The following is a 19019-nucleotide window of genomic DNA, read 5'->3' on the forward strand; positions in this document are numbered from 1 at the left end:
TAAAAAATAAAAGTATATACAGTAGTTTTGTGTCCTATGAGAATAAATGTATTACGTACTATAGCATTTTTATGCCTTATTGTTGTTATTGCTGTGTCGTGCAAATCCCGAAAATCGAAAGAATTGAAAGCTGCAACACATTCATCGGGAGTTGAAGTTGTAAAAGAAAAAAATCCAGTATTACCGCAAACTACTGCAACTTCAGTGGCTTCAGAACCAAGGAAAAAAGCAGAAGAACCTAAAAAAGAAGAAAAAATTAAAGTGCAATTACCTGAGGTTCCGCGCGAATTTCGTGCTGCATGGATTGCAACTGTTGCAAACATAAATTGGCCTTCAAAGCGTAATTTGACAACTGCTCAGCAAAAAGAAGAAGCTATTCATCTTTTGGATATATTAAAAAATAACAACTTCAATGCTGTTATTTTTCAAGTTCGTCCGTCATCGGATGCCTTATACGATAGTAAATTTGAACCTTGGTCTTACTTCTTGACGGGCGAAATTGGTAAGCGTCCCGAACCATATTATGATCCATTAGAATTTTGGGTGGAAGAAGCACACAAACGTGGCCTGGAATTGCATGTCTGGTTGAATCCATACCGTGCTCACCATACTAATGGTGGTCAAGTGACGTCTAAATCTATGGTGAATACGGCATCGGATTACATTGTTCGTTTAAAGAATGGTATGTATTGGTTTGATCCAGCGGACAAACGTACGCAAGATCATGCATCTCGTGTGGTGAATGATATCGTGACACGTTATGATATAGACGGCGTACATTTTGATGATTATTTCTACCCGTATGCAAGTTATAATGGTGGCGCAGATTTCCCAGATTCTAAAACTTGGAATGTTTACAAAGCTAATGGTGGCGAGTTGTCACGAGGAGATTGGAGAAGATCGCATGTGAATAACTTCATCGAACGTATTTATAAAGAAATTAAAGCCGAAAAACCATTTGTAAAATTTGGTTTAAGTCCATTCGGTATTTGGAAACCAGGTTATCCTGCTGGAGTAACAGGTTCTTCGCAATACGATGAATTGTATGCTGATGCAAAATTATGGTTAAACAAAGGGTGGATAGATTATTTTACACCACAATTGTATTGGCCAATCGAGCCTGCGAGACAAAGTTTTACAGCTTTATTGAAATGGTGGGAATCTGAAAATACTTTCCAAAGACATTTGTGGCCAGGTTTAAATACAGTAGAAGTTAAAGCTGCACACAAACCGACAGAAATCGTCAACCAAATCAACGCAACTCGTTCAATAGTTCCTAAAAGTCCTGGTGTAGTACATTGGAGCATCGCTGGATTGACAAAAAATGCAGAAATGTTGCCTACACTTAATAATGGACCTTATAAACAGAAATCCTTAGTACCAAAGTCTCCTTGGTTAAAAGCTAATCCTTTATTAGCTCCTACATTGTTAGTTACTCCTGAAAAAGGAAAAGTATTTGCGAAGTGGCTACACCAACAACCAGAACAGGTGAGACATTTTATTGTATTTGCAAAATACGGTAGTGAGTGGGAATGGGATATTGTAGATAGCAATATTTCTGCTAAGGAATTTGCAAGTAATAAAAGCGGCGAAAAGCTATCCGCAATTGCAGTTAAAGCTGTCGATCGATTAGGTAATGAAAGTGAATATGAAGTAAAGGTATTCTAAAATAGTAGAAATTTAACAAAAGGTCAGAATGAAAATTCTGACCTTTTGTTGTTGTACGCCTGGCATGTGCGATAACTCTAGGGTGTAAGTCCCGAACACGCCATTACAGATGGTGTTAGCCGAAGGCAAGGGTGTCCATCGTGAGGTGGAATCCTAAGGAAGCATTAGGTAAACTATCGGTTAGACGGACAGAAACTACACAAAAGAACTAGGTACAACGTAAACTAATTTCCTATACGGTAAATAAGAATCCATACATGACAATACCTGATGACATATAGAATGAACAAATTTGATAAGGCTTATGAACCTATCTATAAAAGAATAGTGGGGAAGCCGAAGGCTATGGGGAAGGTAGCCATTTTATTGGGATAATTAAAAAGTAAAAGATAATGGATGGACAAACACAAGGAAAAATTATTGACATACAGCCAAAATGGGATGCTAAAAACAGTCCTTTGCATCGATTATCTTAACCCTCTGTGATACTCGTTTTTATGTGCAGAATATAAGCGAGTTTGAGTTAAAATTTAATTAAGCGTCGAATACCAATCGGTAGGTACGCTGCTTTGGAAATTTGTACGGATTTTTTTTCGTTCTCCTATCCGAATTATATCCATGTGAAAAACTTATTTGTTACATAATATTTCGTGGGAAATTGATGTTTATGCGTTTTTGTTCTGATTTTTTTAAAAAAATTATTAAATCTGCATTTTTTTAATTAGACTTGTTGTAATAAATATTGTATAAAATTTATCTACCCAATATTATAACCTATAGGAACAATATATAAAACCACATTTCAGTACTCGTTATACTAATTTAAATGATTTAATCGAATGCCTTTTTATGCGGTATTATTGTTTCTGATTTTTTTGTTTATAAAATAGGATACTAATCAATTCACTATAATAAACTATCAAACATGAAAAGAAGATTACTTCTCACATTTTTCGGGGTAGCAGTATATGCATCCTGTTTGATGGCTCAACAAAAATCAATTTCTGGTAAAGTTACTTCTTCGACGGGAGATGCGATGAGTAACGTTACAGTTGTGGTTCAAGGAACCAATCGTTCTGTAGCAACCAATGCAGATGGATCTTTTACTATTCAAGCTGCGCCAGGGGAAAAATTGTTGTTCAGAGCCGTTGGCAGTAAAGAAACACTACAGACTGTAGGTAATGGAACAGTGTACAATGTGATTTTACAAAGTACAGAGGCCGCACTTGATGAAGTCTTAGTTACTGCGGAATTCGGAATGAAGCGCGTGGCAAGAGCCGTCGGTTCTTCCGTGCAACATATTGACGGAGAGACAATAAGTGAGTCTGGAAGGGAGAATTTTGTTTCTGCATTAGCTGGTCGTGTGCCAGGTCTAAATGTGACGTCTACCGGGGGGGCACCAGGGTCATCGACTACTGTTGTGTTAAGAAATATCACGTCTATTTCGGGTAATAACCAACCATTATACGTTGTAGATGGGGTTCCTATGAACAACTCATCGTTTGATCCAATAGGCATGGCGGGAGCTGGGGGTAGTACTTATTCTGTTAGAAACTTAGATTATTCCTCGAGAGGTAATGATTTTAATCCGGAGGATATCGAATCGATTACGGTATTGAAAGGAGCGGCAGCTGCAGCTTTATATGGTTCTGATGCCTCCAATGGAGCGATCATTATAACCACTAAAAAAGGTAAAGCAGGAAAAGGTACTATTACGTATGGTAATTACTTTAAGTGGGATGAGGCTTACGGATATCCAGATATGCAAACAAAATATGCGAATGGTAACTATGGTACAACAAATTACTACTATACATCGCGATTTGGAGGGTTATATCCAGATGGTATGAAATTATACGATAATATCGCATCAATATTACAAACAGGCGCGCAACAAAGACATAATATTTCTGTTGATGCAGGATCGGAAAAGGCAACTATACGTGGAGCATTCTCCCAATTGAATCAAAAAGGGGTGCTAAAATCAACAGCATATGATCGCACAAATCTTAGTTTGTCAGGTCAGGCTACTGTTACTCCTTACTTGAAGTTTGATGGTTCTATGCAATATACGAAAACAGATAATGATAAAGTATTAAGAGGAACGGATGGTCCTTTGTATCGTGCAATGTTATGGCCTATAGTCGACGACATGAGTATTTATTATGCGCCAGATGGTAGTCATATGAAAAAGCCTGATTACTATGTTGATGAAGACTTATTAAACCCATTGTTTGCAATGAATAAAAACAAGTTCTATGATAAGTCAGATCGTTTTTTAAGTAACGTATCCATGAACTTTACTCCTATAGAAAATGCTTTCTTGAGAGCGCAGGTAGGATGGGATGTAGGTATGCAGACTTTTGAAACATCTACACATCCATATTATGCGAATAAGAATGCAGGTGAGGGACAATTTAACCTTGTACAATCCAATTTCTCTGATCCTACAATTAATATTTTAGCGGGATATAATGATAAATTCTTACAAGATAAATTATCGTTCTCTGGACAAGTTGGTTATCACCAATTGGAAAATAGGGTAACACGATCTGCTACATACGGCACGAAATTCTTGGTTCCTGATTTTCAGTCTATTAATAATACAGATCCGTTATCACAGACAAGTTCACAACGTAATACAAGACGAAGAATCCAAGCATTATCAGCTCAGTTTGAGTTTGGTTACAATAATTTAGCTTTTATTACTTTACGTGGGCGTAATGATTGGTCTTCTACTTTGCCAGTCGCTAATAATCGATATTTTTATCCTGCTATTGAAGGATCATTCATCGTGTCAGATTTGAAATTTTTAAAAGATATTTCTTCTATCAACCAAATAAAGATACGTGGATCTCTTGCGCAGGTAGGTAAGGATGCAGGACCTTTAGAAATTGACCCTCAATTAGAATATAGTGATCAATCGGGTGGTGGATTTAAGTATGGTTTTACAGGGCCAAATCCAAAATTGCGACCAGAGATGACCACAGCTAAGGAAGCTGGTGTGGACTTTAGATTATTCAATAATAGATTAAATGGTAGTTTTACATACTTCACGACGCGCAATGCAGATCAGATAGTTAAAGGATTTCGTTTAAGCTATGCAACAGGATTCGTGTTGAACAATATGAATGTGGGTACATTCAAAACTTGGGGTTGGGAGGCACACTTAGATGGTGATATTATTAAGCAAGCTCAAGGGCTTACTTGGAATGTCGGTATTAATGCTTCTCAAGGTGATTCGGAAGTACTCTACTTACCAGAAAACGTGACGGAATATTATAATGCATATACTTGGAATTCAGGTAATATTCGTAATGGTATTATGGTTGGGAATCCAATCACAACACTTACAGGTTTAGCCTACGATAGAAATGAGCAGGGAGATGTTTTGATAAGTCCTAGTACAGGTTTGCCAATTACAAAGGCGACTTGGTCTGTAATTGGTAATCGTGAGCCTAAATTGAGATTTGGAGTGACCACGGCATTGAGCTATAAAGATTTTCGTCTATCTGGGTTATTTGCGGGTAGATTGGGAGCAACGGTAGTAAATGGTACTAAGCGTACAATGATGACGAATGGTACTAGTTGGGAATCAGTAAGCTTAAGAGAAAGTGGACCTGTTGTATTTAAAGGTGTATTACGTGACGGAAATGAGAATACAGATAATCCAACATTTAACACAATAGCTGTAGATTATAGAGCATATGGTGCGACTACTTTTGGTGGTGGCGATGAAGATTGGTTAGAGAAAGATGTTAATTACTTACGACTACAAGAGTTGAGATTATCGTATAGATTACCAAAATCTCTATTGGCAAAGGGCAAAGTGTTCTCTGCTATGGATATCTATGCAGTAGGAAATGATTTGCTGACTTGGACGAACTATTCTGGGATTGATGCAGTAGGTAATACGGTTTCAGCTGCAGCTGGAGGAACTGGAGGAGAGGGGTATGATGTCTGGTCAATTCCTAATCCACGTGGTTTTTCTGTTGGATTTAGTTTAACATTAAATTAACCGGTTAGATTTAGAAATGATGAAAAAGAAATTTTTATATATGCTTTTGCCTCTGCTTGGTTTAGTAAGTGGATGTGAAAAGTATTTAGATGTAAATAAAAATATTGATGCACCTGATAAAGTAGAAGGGTATTTATATTTAGCGAATATCACACAACAATATCAGGGGTTATACTGGGATATTAGAGCGTTAGGTCCAATGACCCAAATGATGGGAACTACTTCCTACACCTCATTTGCCAACCATTTCTATACATTGGCTTCAGATGCTGGGGGGGAAACATGGCGTATGGTTTACTGGAATCAAGGGATGAACCTTGAGAATATGATCAACCAGTCTATGGAAGCAGAAGATTGGACACTTGCTGGTATTGGCTACGCTATAAAAGCTTTTAGTTGGGATGCGTTGACAAAGATTCACGGTGAAGTACCCATGAAAGATGCTTTCGTGCCGGGGTTATTGTCGCACAACTATGATTATCAAGATGCTGTATACGAGCAAGTACGTGAATGGGCTAGAACATCTATTGAGTTGTTAGAAAGAGAAGATAACCACAATTACGGAACGAAAATCAGTAGTAATGATTTTATCTATAACGGAGATAAAGCTAAATGGATAAAGTTTGCCAACGCAGTAATTGTACGCAATCTTTCATCTTTGACTAATAAAAAAGATTTTACGACGAAATATGCACAAGAATTAATTGATGCGGCAAGTAAATCTTTTCAAAGTCCAGATGATGACGCTACATTGAAGTTAACAGGTGGTTCACAAAGTGCACCTTATGCTAGTTATAACAATTTTTGGGGAACAGCACGTCCGAACCTAACATATTCTTATTTCCAACATGATTACGCTGTTCAAGTATTTACAGGTACAGTTCCTGATTATGACCCAGCCACAGGTGACAAAATTAGAGAAGGGGCAAACCCATATTATCCGTTTAAATTAGCGAGTAAGCAGATAATTACTGATACATTGGTAAATATTGGGGGACATTATGACCCACGTGTTGCCGTTAAATTAGGGACAACTAGTAATAATACGTTTTTAAATTTGAACAACGCTGAAAACGTAAAATCTTATAAATATTATGGAGGTGCATTTACAAGTACTGTAGGGCCAATTGGTACCGCTCCATCATTTTATGGCAGAAACCTTGCATCTACCTTTACAGGAACAGTACATGATGGAATCGGAAGATGGATCTATCGTGATGATGCTCCTTATATCTTAACCACATATGCTGAAGTGCAATTCTGTTTAGCAGAAACTTATTGGAAGTTAGGGCGTAAAGCCGATGCATTTGAAGCTTTCAAAAAGGGAGTTAATGCCGATCTTGTAACAACTGCACGATATATTTATCCTGGTAAAGAAGGTAGTGCTACAGGTGGGGATAAAATTACTAAGGAATTATTTAATTCGTTGGCTGCAGAATATGCCAACGGACCATTCGTGAATGGATTAAATGATTTGACTCTGTCGCACATTATGATGCAGAAGTGGGTAGCGCTATATCCATGGGGAGCATCTGAGGCTTGGGTTGATATGCGTAAATACCATTATGATATCGAATATACTGGAGAATATCCAAGTAATGGTAATGGATGGGTGCAAGCGCAATTAGAACAAAAAGCTGATACTGACGTTGATAAAGTTTACAAAGGACTTTATTTGGCTCCTGCGCAAGTGCAAAACAGAAAAGGATCTTATGATATTCGTAACGAAGGATCTCCAAGCTATAGGTTAAGACCTCGTTACAATTCTGAGTATATGTGGAATCTACCGGCTCTTGAAAGCTTAAAACCTATAGCAGGTACTGCTGATAATTATCAAACTTCAATCCCTTGGTTTGCGTATCCAGGAGAGATGCCTAAATAGAATAAATAATTACGGAATAAAATCCGTTTACAAATTTGAAGAGATGAAAAAAATAAATAATATACTACTAGTCTTTCTAAGCATTTTTCTATTTGCGTCTTGTGAGAAAAATGTAGTGGAATACAAAGCTGATCCTCTTGAAGAAGAGAATACAACTTTATTTCAAATATATTATATGGTTCCTTTGGCAACAGGAGCTGCTAATAATATTAATAAAGTAGAATTAAATGGAGAGCTGTTGACTAATGAAACAACACCACTTAACACTTATAACTTTATTCCTAGCGGCGCAGTAAGTAAATTTTTTACCACTAAATCAGGGAATGTGAATTTAAAGTTACATAGAGGCCCTGTTGCAAATCTTACACTTGCTTATGATCAAAATTTTGATCTTCCCACAGGAAGGTATAATTTGGTTATTCATGACTTTAGTAAGCCTCCTGTATTGATACCACATCAACTACCATTTCCGACGACGACAACGGAATTTACAGGTACAACCGCATGGGTGAAATTCTCAAACTTTTTGTATGAAACCGCAGGTATTCCGACAGATAAAAAATTGCAATACCAATGGCAATATACTGTGGATAATGCTACGGCAGAAAAAAGTGAATGGGCAAATGTTGGTAAGCCGGTTGCTTTTGGAGAATCTACTGGTTGGGAACCAGTTACTGTAAATAAAACTATTGAGATTTCAGCTGGTACAGCACGTATAGATTATAGAATACGAGTAATAGGAGCTGATGGATCTGACCAAGGAAGTTTAGTCGTTCGAAATTCGGCAGGTAATATGGTGAATTATTCGGATTGGTGGAATGCCCAAATTGGACGTATATATCATCATAATTTGGCAGGTTTCAGAGCAGCAACTCCAATTGCTTCGGTTAGAGCTTTTACAGCTAAATAGGGATAAATCAAGTATTGATTATATTTATTTTTTAATAAAATAATCTTGAGACTATAAAAGGAGAGTTCATGTAGTTGGACTCTCTTTTTTATATGTAATTATTTTTTTTGGGATATTTGCTAACAGTAATTTACCAATATTATAGTTTGCTTGTATACTACTTTTTTAGTTAAATAAAAGGTAAATTTAAACTTTAATACTAACGAAATGGAATGCGCGTATTATTGCAAATAATATTATATAAAACGCTAACATTTTTATAATATTGCTTTAATTCTTGCGTTTTTATTCAATTTTCATTCATAAATGCAAACGAACCGATATGTGTCTATGATTTAAAGTGAAACAACCTTATTTAAATAACCTATTTAAAATAATTATATAATTCAAAAATCGTTAATTAATCAACTATCAAACTTATGAAAAGAAGATTACTTCTCACATTTTTCGGGGTAGCAGTTTATGCATCCTGTTTGATGGCTCAACAAAAGTCTATTTCCGGAAAGGTTATTGGGCCTTCTGGAGAGGCACTGAGCAATGTAACAGTAGAGGTTCAGGGTACGAATCGGACTGTCAAAACCAATCCAGATGGATCATTTACGATTCAGGCATCTCCTGGTGAAATTTTATTATTTAGATCTTTAGGAAGTACTGAATTAACTCAAGTAGTTGGAAATGGAAATGTGTATAATATCACATTAACAAATTCTGAAGAGGCATTAGAAGAGGTGGTAGTGACTGCTTTAGGAATCCGCAAAGAGAAGAAAGCGCTAGGTTATGCAGTGCAGGATCTCAAGGCTGACGAGCTTATGAAAAACAAAACTGCAAATATTGTTAATTCTTTGGCTGGTAAAGTAGCTGGTGTAAACGTGACACAGACTTCGGGTTCGGCAGGTGCAGGAGCACAGATTATTTTAAGAGGGGGTACATCCCTTGAACGTGATAATCAGCCATTATTTGTAGTAGATGGTGTCATCTATGACAACTCTACGGTTTTGGGAGGAAATAGTGGTTTTGATGGAGCTCAATCCGTTTCATCAACTAATAGCAATCGTATAATGGATGTTAATCCCGAAGATGTGGAAAGTATGTCTGTATTGAAAGGTCCGGCTGCGGCAGCACTTTATGGATCAAGGGCAGCAGCGGGGGCGATTATTATTACTACTAAAAAAGGTAAAGAGGGTAGAGCAGAGGTCGCATTTTCTTCTCGTGCTTCTACCAATTGGGTAAATCGCTTGCCGGAACAGCAAAGTAAATACAAAAGAGGTTACTACAATGCTGCAGGGGTTTTGGATGATTATACAATGCAATCCTGGGGAGAGAGTTTTGGTGCAAACGATGTGATGTATGATAATATAAAGAACTTTTTTAATAACTCCACAGTTTATGATAATACAGTAAGTTTGGCTGGAGGTAGTGCTAACACGACATTTTATGTTTCGGCATCTCGTTTTGACCAATCAGGTATTGTGCCCTCCACAGGATATGATAAAACTACGTTTAGATTTAATGGTGATCAAAAGTATGGTCGACTGACCTTAGGTACCAATGTGGCTTACTCTTTAGCAAATACAGATAAAACTTTAACGTCTGCAGGATTATATAATTCTGGTGGAACTGGCGCAATGAATTCTGTGTATCGTTGGTCTAGAAATGATGATATGACCAAATATCTAAATGAGGATGGTACTAAATATAGAATGTTTGGTGATAGACAAAAACTTGAGGATGACATTGAAAATCCATATTGGACAATTAACAAAAACTTATTGGACGATAGAACGGAGCGCTTCACTGCTAATTTGAATGCTAATATGAAGTTAGCTGATTGGTGGAATCTATCCTATCGTGTTGGGACAGATAGTTATTTGACTAGAAATAATACATTGGTTTCTGCTGGTGGTGCAGTAAGACCGCAATGGCAAAACGGTATGATGTCCGCAAGCGACTATAGATTTAATTATTGGTCGTCTAATTTAATGTCCAATTTTGATAAGAAGGTTGGTGACTTTGATTTAGGTGCATTGGTAGGTTTTTTCTCGGAGCAAACAAAAGTGAGCAATGAAAGAAGAGTAGGTTTTGATTTTGTAATAGATAATTTTTACAGCTTCGAAAATATTGTTGATGCCAATAAGAGGTTTAATTCTATTGAATCAAAAAGAAGATTATTTGGTCTTTACGGTGAATTAAGAGCAGGATATAAAAATATGTTATTCTTAAATGTAACAGGTCGTAATGATTGGACCTCTACATTACCTGTTGCGAATCGTTCTTATTTCTATCCATCTGTTGGTGGAAGCTTTGTGTTTTCTGAATTGACTAAAGATTTTTCTTGGTTGAACTATGGAAAACTACGAGCATCTTGGGCAAAAGTTGGTAAAGATGCATCACCTTACTTAACAGCAACTACTTTGTGGCCTTCAAGAGAGTTTTTAGGTGGACTTGTTGGAACGGGTAACTTTTGGAATCGTGGTAATCCTGGTCTTAGACCTGAAACTACAACCTCATTTGAGGTCGGAGCTGAGTTAAGGTTCTTAAATAATCGCTTAGGAATTGATTACACATATTATACAAATAATTCATACGATCAAATTGTTTCTCCACGTATGGGGCAAACAACTGGATATATTTTGGTTTCTGTAAACGCCGGAGATATCTATAATAAAGGTATGGAACTAGCCTTAACGGGTAAACCTGTTGTTGCTTCGGATTTTACTTGGGAGGCAACTATAAATATGGCTAAAAATAAGGGTACATTAGATAACTTAATAAAAGGTAATGAAATTTTATATGTCACTGATGTTCAGGTAGGAAATGCAAAGGCAGCTTCATTTAATGGTGGCGACTTTATGGCAATTTCTGGTTCTAGATGGACGCGTACTCCAGATGGAAAGGTGGTGCTCGATGCAAATACTGGCATGCCAACTAGTGATAATGCTACAACTTACCAAGTTGGTAATAGAGAGCCAAAATTAACAGGTGGTTTTAACAATAGCTTGCAGTACAAAGATTTGAACTTTTCATTTTTATGGGATTTTAGAATCGGAGGAGATGTGTACAATGGTACAGATTATTTTATGACTGTCAATGGTATGAGTAAGCGTACTATGGATAGAGAAAGCCTAACAATAAACGGTGCGGTGCAAACCGGTACGGTGGATGGTGTAGCGACTTATGAAGACCGTAGTTTTACATTTGAGGCAGATCAATTTTACATGATCAGAAATGTAAACACAAGTGGTCGTAAGATAATACAAGACTATTATTCAGATTTCTATGTTAGAGAGAGTGCTAATTTCCAGACAAATACAAATTGGCTTCGTTTAAGAACGGTTTCTTTATCTTATGATTTCACTAAATATATCGTGAAGAATGCTTCACTTAATAGAGTTGTAAAAGGTCTTACAGCAACCGCTCAAGGTACAAACCTGTTGTTATTTACAAATTATAAAGGTATGGATCCAGAGGCTTCAGCGGCCGGTAGTGGTGTTGTTGGTTCTAGTTCGGTTGGTATTGATTTCAATGGTGTGCCAAGTACAGCTGGTTTTATGTTTGGTGTTAACTTAAAATTCTAATAAATCGCATTATGAAACGTTTTAACAAAATTATACTATTCGTCTCGGCTATTTTATTATTTAATAGCTGTAAAGAAAGTTGGTTGGATATTAATGTCGATCCTAGTAATCCAACTAACGTTGTGGCGCCCATGCAAAATAGATTGCCTTGGATGCAGCATCATTTACTTTATGCTCATGCAGCAGCTGGAGTTAGATCGGCGTTGATCACACAAAATTTGACTTTTATAAAAAACACATCGCAACAAAGTATGTCTGCCGGTTGGGATCCTATACAAGGTATGTCAACTACTCCTTACCAGTTTTTCTTCGTTGCAGTGGGTTCTAATATAGCTGATCTTGAGAAAGCTGCAGAAGCGCAAGGAGCGTTCCATTATCTTGGAGCGGCTAAAGTTATTAAAGCAATGGGATTCATGCTTATGGTAGATTGGTTGGGAGAAATTCCTTATACAGAGGCTTTAGGTGAAAATATTTCTCCAAAATTTGATGATGGAAAAACAATTTTCGAAGGTTGTATAAGAGATATCGATCAAGCTGTCGCGTATTTTGAAATGACACAAGCAGTAGGAGCTCCAGCATTGAGTGCAGGTGATAGTTGGAATGGTGGTGATGTAGATAAATGGAAACGATTAGCAAATGGATTAAAAGCCAGATGGTTAAATAATCTATCAAAAAAATCCATCTACAATCCCGATGAAATATTAGCTCTATTATACAAAGCGCCAATTAATAATGCAACTAGTACAGTTGTAAATCACGTGGATGTTGTTGAACCTGTAGGTGATGTTTTGTTTGGTGACCCGCTAAAAGCTTCGGTAATCTTTTCTAATATGGGTATGAATACAAACTTTAGAATTACTAAGTGGTATGAGGATATTTTAACTAATACGTCTAATCCAAGTGTTTCAGATCCTAGAGCAGATAAAATGATTCCTTGGGCCCAGTTTGGAAGTGGAAGTATTCAGAATAAAATATTCAAACGTTCAAAGGGTGTAGACATGTCGTCTGATATACGGATGAATGCAGGTCCTATTACGCCATCTTTTAACAATAGTGCGTCTGTATTAACGTTGAACGCGGGAACTGCAGCTGAACGCAAAATAGCTCCTTATGCTAACTATATAGCAGGAACAAATAGCGCTCGTTATGGCGATACATTATATGTTTCCACAAAAAGTAATTCGATTGGTTACAATAAAGCAGCTAATGACCAATATGTTTGGGCTGATGGTAGCTCTGCGGGCACAAGTATATTTAATGCAAGACCAGATGCGCCTACCTTTGTGATGACTTATGCAGAAATGTGCTTTATTAAGGCTGAGATTTATTTTAAGAAAGGCAATAATACTATGGCCTTTGAGGCGTATAAAGCGGGTATCAAAGCACATATTGATATGATGAATGCAAAACTGAATCAATATGGATCAGTTAACCCTAGCAAATCCCCAATGAGCGCTGCTTCAATCACTAATTTCCTTGAGAATGGTATTGGTACAGCGGGAAATTTGACGCTAAGTAAGATTATGACGCAAAAGTATATTGCACTATCTTATTCACATCAGAACTGGAATGATATGAGAAGGAATAATTATAATCCATCAATATATAATGGATGGAAAGTTCCTTACGAATATACGGTTACCGCGTCGGCACAAAATAAAATTCCACAGGGAAAATATTTTCGACGAGTAATGCAGGTGAATCACGAGTTTAATTATAATGCTGAAAATGTTAAGGCTTCTCATCCTCGAGCTTTAAATGATGATATCTGGTCTCAGCCTGTATGGTGGGATATTGAAGAATAATAAATCCAAAATTTTAATTCTATTAGCCTCCAATTTTTGGAGGCTTTTTTATGCTGAAAACATTTGTGTAACATAAAAATTACTAAATAGTGTTTTTAGTACACTATATCCCTGACGTTTTTTATAGAAATAGTTGTTTTAATCAGGTTTTTTAACATTAATTTACATTTAATGATTTCTTATTGTTGCCTTAACAACTATCGTTTTTATGCGTTTTGTTGGTGGATACCCCACACATAAATGAATTAAACTATAGATATCTTGCTTTTTTGTGCGTTTTTGTTGTATTTTTATACCTATCAATCATCTATTATAAATTATTAAAGAATTAGTGTAATTAAAATGATAAAGACCAATATTCTAATTTCATTTACCTTATTATGTCTTATAGTAGTGAGCTGCGGTATCTGCAACTCATCTAAAGAAAATAAGAAAAGCACAGCTGCTTCTAGTAGAGAATACGCTACTAATAAAATCATCCCTGGAGCTGATCAGGTGTCTAATTACCTGTCCTTTTTAAAAGGAAAGAAAGTGGGGCTTATGGGCAATCAAACGACTATTGTCGGTGATCGAAAGGAACATTTAGTTGATGTACTACTTAGAGAAGGTGTTGATTTGAAGTTTGGTTTTGCTCCTGAGCACGGCTTTAGGGGAACTATAGAACGTGGCGAGAAAGTAGATAATGATAAAGACTCAAAAACAGGTCTACCCTTATATACATTATATGGAGGTAACGAAAAACAAGATTCAATCGTACAGTCTATTGATGTAATGATATTTGATTTGCAAGATGTAGGTGCGCGTTTTTATACATATATCACATCTTTGCATCGTGTAATGGAGTTGTGTGCTAAACACAATAAAGAATTAATCGTATTGGATCGTCCGAATCCTTGTGGTGATCAAGTAGATGGACCAGTGCGCAAAGATGATAAATTCAAATCCAATGTTTCTTACCATAAAATCGCTATGGTGCATGGTCTAACTGTTGGTGAATTGGCCAAAATGATCAATGGCGAAAAATGGTTAGAAAACGGGCGTCAATGTAAATTGACTGTAATCCCAGTTGAAAACTGGGATCATTCTAAAATTTATGAATTACCTGTAATTCCTTCTCCTTCATTACCTAATCATCTTTCGGTTAGACTTTACGCATCATTATGCCTTTTTGAAGGTACTGAGATTTCCGTAGGACGTGGAACTGATTGGCCATTTCAAGTAGTTGGATATAATAATCCAGTTTATGGTAATTTCTCATATAATCCAGGTGAGAAGGAAGGGATGGTAAAACATGTTGAGGGTAAAGGTCAAACCATGTATGGATTGGATTTACGTCAATTGGACGCTGATAAGCAAAAATTTACACTAAAATATATTCTTGATTTTTATCAAAAAATGCCAGATAAGACAAAATTCTTTACTCGTGCTGAATTCTTCGACAAATTAGCTGGAACGGATGAATTGCGTAAACAAATTTTAGCTGGGAAAACAGAAAAAGAAATTCGCGCATCTTGGGCGAAAGAATTAGCTGATTATAAGAAAATGCGTAAGAAGTATTTGCTATACAAAGACTTTGAATAAGCTTTTTATTTAAAACAAACTAATTATGGTAGTCATGCCCAATAGCAAATGCAAATGCCATAAAATTATGATAATTCCATTTATTTAATATGCTATATATGAGAAATACATTACTATTCTCAATGGCGCTAGGATTAACTTTGTCTGCCCATGCGAATAGCGCAAAGGTAGCTAATAACGCGAATCTTAGTGCTGCTACTTCCTATTTAAATAATAGGTTGGTTCAAAATTCTGTGCAAGGAACAGTTTCTGATGCGAGTGGTCCTCTTCCAGGAGTTACTGTCTCAGTTATAGGTATTCCTGGTTCAACAAGTACCAATGCAAATGGTAAGTTTACGATAAACGCACCATTAGGTTCTACTTTGAGGTTCTCAAGTATTGGTTATGTTAGTCAAGATGTTAAAGTAACATCTAATACCGTTAATATTACGCTTTTGGAAGAAGATAACTCTTTGGAAGAGGTTGTAGTGGTTGGATATGGTACACAAAAGAAAGAGCATTTAACTGGAGCTGTATCTTCAATAAATGTAAGCGAAGTTATGGGATCTCGTCCCATACCAGATGCTGGTAGAGGTATGCAAGGTACGATACCAGGATTATCCGTTACGCTTCCAACGGGCGAAGTTGGATCTGATCCAGTAATGAAAATCCGTGGTCAAATAGCTTCTATTGCTGGATCAAGTAATCCACTAATTTTAGTTGACAACGTAGAAATTCCAAGTATAAATCTTGTAAACCCCAATGACATTGAATCGATATCCGTATTAAAAGATGCTGCTTCATCATCTATTTATGGAGCAAAAGCTGCTTTTGGTGTTATTTTAATTACTACAAAGAAAGGATCTAAGACGGATTCTCATAATGTCTCATATTCCAATAACCTATCTCTTCAATCTCCAATGAAACCTATTGATATTGCAGGAATTGATGGGTTAGAGTATACACTAGAAGCACATGAAAATCAGCAGCAACCTGGTCCTGCAGGAGGGTTTTGGCGTGTAAATCGTGAAAGCTTAGAACGTATTAAGGAGTGGCAACAAAAATTTGGCGGTGTTGTTGGTGATTATGATCCGGTTTTATATGGTCGTGACTGGTACTTTGATGGAGTAGATAAGTTTGGTCTTAGATTATATGATCCAGCTAAAGTTATGATAAAAGATAATGCTTTTTCTCATTTACACAATTTGGGGTTAAGTGGAAAGTCTGGTAACACTAATTATAACTTAGGTGTAGGTTATTTAGGGCAGCAAGGTATGATGAGGCCTGCTCAACATGATGATTTTACTAGATATAATGCTACATTGAGCTTATCTACTAAAGTTAATGACTTTTTAACCTTAAGAGGAGGAGCTATGTATTCGGATGGTACAAAGCGTTATCCTAATTCAGCAACGGGATTTGGCGCGGATCCTTGGTTATATTTATACCGTTGGTCTAGATTGTTCCCAATAGCAGCACAAGAACATGGTACCGATGTAAGAGACCCTTATTTTGATACAAAAAATGCTCATACAGCCTACAAAACAGACCGTTATACCAATTTGAATTTAGGTACTACTATTGATATCATGAAAGGCTGGGATTTAAAGGCTGACTACGCATATAGTACCGAAAATGATTCAGATAGATCTTCTATGCCATCTTTCCGAGGTGCTTGGCATTGGTATGCTCCTGTTGCATGGAATGAAAATGGTTCACAAGTATATGTAGATGAAAATGGTATTCCTACCGATAATGGAGGTGTTCCAGGATATCGTTTCCCAGTAGAAACATATATTACGAAAGAGCAATCAAATATTTATAAGCGTTCACTAAATTCTAAACGACATACATTCAATGCATTCACTACCTATGGTAAAACATTTAATGAAGACCATGATGTGAAATTAATGTTAGGAACTAACGTTGTCGCGTATAAGTGGAACGATACTTGGGCCAGAAGAACTAACTTAATTAATGAAGAAAACCCTCAATTTAATTTTGCGACAGGAATTGAAACAAATGGAGCAAATGAAAATTGGGATTCGCAAGTAGGTTTCTTTGGTCGCGCTAATTATGTTTACAAAGGAAAATACTTAGTAGAAGGTAATTTGCGATATGATGGAACATCTAAATTCCCTCCTCATTTGAAATGGAGATGGTACCCATCTGTTTCTGCTGGTTGGGTAATATCTAATGAAGGCTTTATGGAAAATATTTCAGATGTATTATCATTTGCTAAAATTCGCGGTTCTTGGGGTAATATAGGTGATCAATCTGTATCCAACTCGTTATATGTTCCTACTATGGCTATTGGTAAAAATAATTGGTTAAATGGTTCAGGTCAACAGTTCTTCCAATTAGGTACTCCTGGAGCAGTCTCAACTGCAATTACGTGGCAAGATATAGAACACTCCAACATAGGAGCAGATTTACGATTCTTTAATAAGTTGGGTGTAACATTAGAGTATTTTCAAAGAAATACAAATAACATGATAATACCTGGCGAGTCATTGCCAAACACTTTCGGTGCCAGTGCACCTCAAGGCAATTTTGGAACTTTGCAAACTAAGGGTTGGGAGATAAATCTGGACTTCAGCCATACATTTGATAATGGTCTAAAATTAACAGCAAATGCTAATTTAGCAGATGCAATTTCTAAAATTACTAAAGGTGCTGATTGGAATACTCCATGGGAGAATCGTTTACTAAGTAACGCATATTCTACTGGCAGAACCTATGGTGATATTTTTGGTTATGTTACCGATCGCCTATATCAAGCAGATGATTTTGTCTATGATGCAAATGGAAATCACGTTGTAACCACTATAATTCATGAAGGTGCTACAAGGCAAACCAACCAGTTAGTTGGCGATAACCCAATCTATCAAACACAACTTCAAACAGGTACAGCATCTTGGGGATATATTTCTCCGGGTGATGTTAAATTTGTTGACGTTAATGGAGATGGATACATAACAAATGGTAAGAACACAAATGGAGATGCTGGAGATAGAGTGAAAATCGGAAATTCAACGCCTCGCTACGAATATGGTTTCCGTTTAGGAGCGGACTATAAAGGTTTTGATATGTCTGTGTTTTTACAAGGTGTCGGACAACGAGAAATTTGGGGTGCTGGCCAATTGGCAATTCCTGGTTTCCATGTAAAGGATGGTGCTATGCCACAAACATTTGCTGGTGATTTTTGGAAAAAAGATCGTACAGATGCATTTTATCCACGTGCTTGGAACTTGAATGGTGAGGCTAGTGGTCAAACTATGGTGCCACAATCACGATACCTATTAGATATGTCTTATTTTAAAATTAAGAATATCACTTTTGGTTATGGATTGCAAGGAGATGTATTACGTAAAGCAAAATTAAAAAATGCACGTATTTACGTGTCATTAGAAAACTTCTTTGTTTTTGATAATTTAAGAGGATTACCGATCGACCCAGAAGCGGTGTCGGGAACTGGAGGACCGTTGACCGAAGGTACTACTACAAATTACAATTTAGGTAGAACAGGTTCTGGAACACCGACTTTCAAATCTGCTTCTTTAGGTATTCAAATTGGTTTTTAATTAGTTAACAAGGGAAA

Annotated in this window: 8 protein-coding genes; all 8 read left to right on the top strand. The window is 36.6% G+C overall.

Annotated elements, in window-relative coordinates:
- The first annotated feature begins 36 nt into the window (after nucleotides 1-36).
- Nucleotides 37-1668: a glycoside hydrolase family 10 protein gene (locus FLS47_RS02160; RefSeq protein WP_149912758.1), complete on the top strand. Its 1632-nt coding sequence runs from the start codon at nucleotides 37-39 to the stop codon at nucleotides 1666-1668.
- A gap of 925 nt (nucleotides 1669-2593) precedes the next feature.
- The gene (locus FLS47_RS02165; protein ID WP_223225094.1) at nucleotides 2594-5686 is read left to right on the top strand and encodes a SusC/RagA family TonB-linked outer membrane protein; all 3093 of its coding nucleotides are present in this window, start codon (nucleotides 2594-2596) and stop codon (nucleotides 5684-5686) included.
- A gap of 16 nt (nucleotides 5687-5702) precedes the next feature.
- A complete protein-coding gene (locus FLS47_RS02170; protein WP_223225095.1) occupies nucleotides 5703-7568 on the top strand; it encodes a SusD/RagB family nutrient-binding outer membrane lipoprotein in 1866 nt (621 codons plus the stop codon).
- A 43-nt stretch (nucleotides 7569-7611) separates the two neighbouring features.
- A complete protein-coding gene (locus FLS47_RS02175; protein ID WP_149912759.1) occupies nucleotides 7612-8478 on the top strand; it encodes a hypothetical protein in 867 nt (288 codons plus the stop codon).
- 419 nt (nucleotides 8479-8897) lie between these two features.
- Nucleotides 8898-12053 carry a SusC/RagA family TonB-linked outer membrane protein gene (locus tag FLS47_RS02180; protein ID WP_149912760.1) on the top strand — a complete coding sequence of 1052 codons (3156 nt, stop codon included), beginning with the start codon at nucleotides 8898-8900 and terminating at the stop codon, nucleotides 12051-12053.
- An 11-nt stretch (nucleotides 12054-12064) separates the two neighbouring features.
- Complete coding sequence (locus tag FLS47_RS02185) at nucleotides 12065-13858, top strand: SusD/RagB family nutrient-binding outer membrane lipoprotein (RefSeq protein WP_149912761.1); 1794 nt, start codon at nucleotides 12065-12067, stop codon at nucleotides 13856-13858.
- A 342-nt stretch (nucleotides 13859-14200) separates the two neighbouring features.
- Nucleotides 14201-15439 carry an exo-beta-N-acetylmuramidase NamZ family protein gene (locus tag FLS47_RS02190; RefSeq protein WP_149912762.1) on the top strand — a complete coding sequence of 413 codons (1239 nt, stop codon included), beginning with the start codon at nucleotides 14201-14203 and terminating at the stop codon, nucleotides 15437-15439.
- A 98-nt stretch (nucleotides 15440-15537) separates the two neighbouring features.
- Nucleotides 15538-19002, top strand: coding sequence for a SusC/RagA family TonB-linked outer membrane protein (locus FLS47_RS02195; RefSeq protein WP_149912763.1), 3465 nt, complete (start codon nucleotides 15538-15540; stop codon nucleotides 19000-19002).
- The last annotated feature ends 17 nt before the right edge of the window (nucleotides 19003-19019 follow it).

This window comes from Sphingobacterium cavernae, assembly GCF_008520265.1.
In the GTDB taxonomy this organism is placed as follows: domain Bacteria; phylum Bacteroidota; class Bacteroidia; order Sphingobacteriales; family Sphingobacteriaceae; genus Sphingobacterium; species Sphingobacterium cavernae.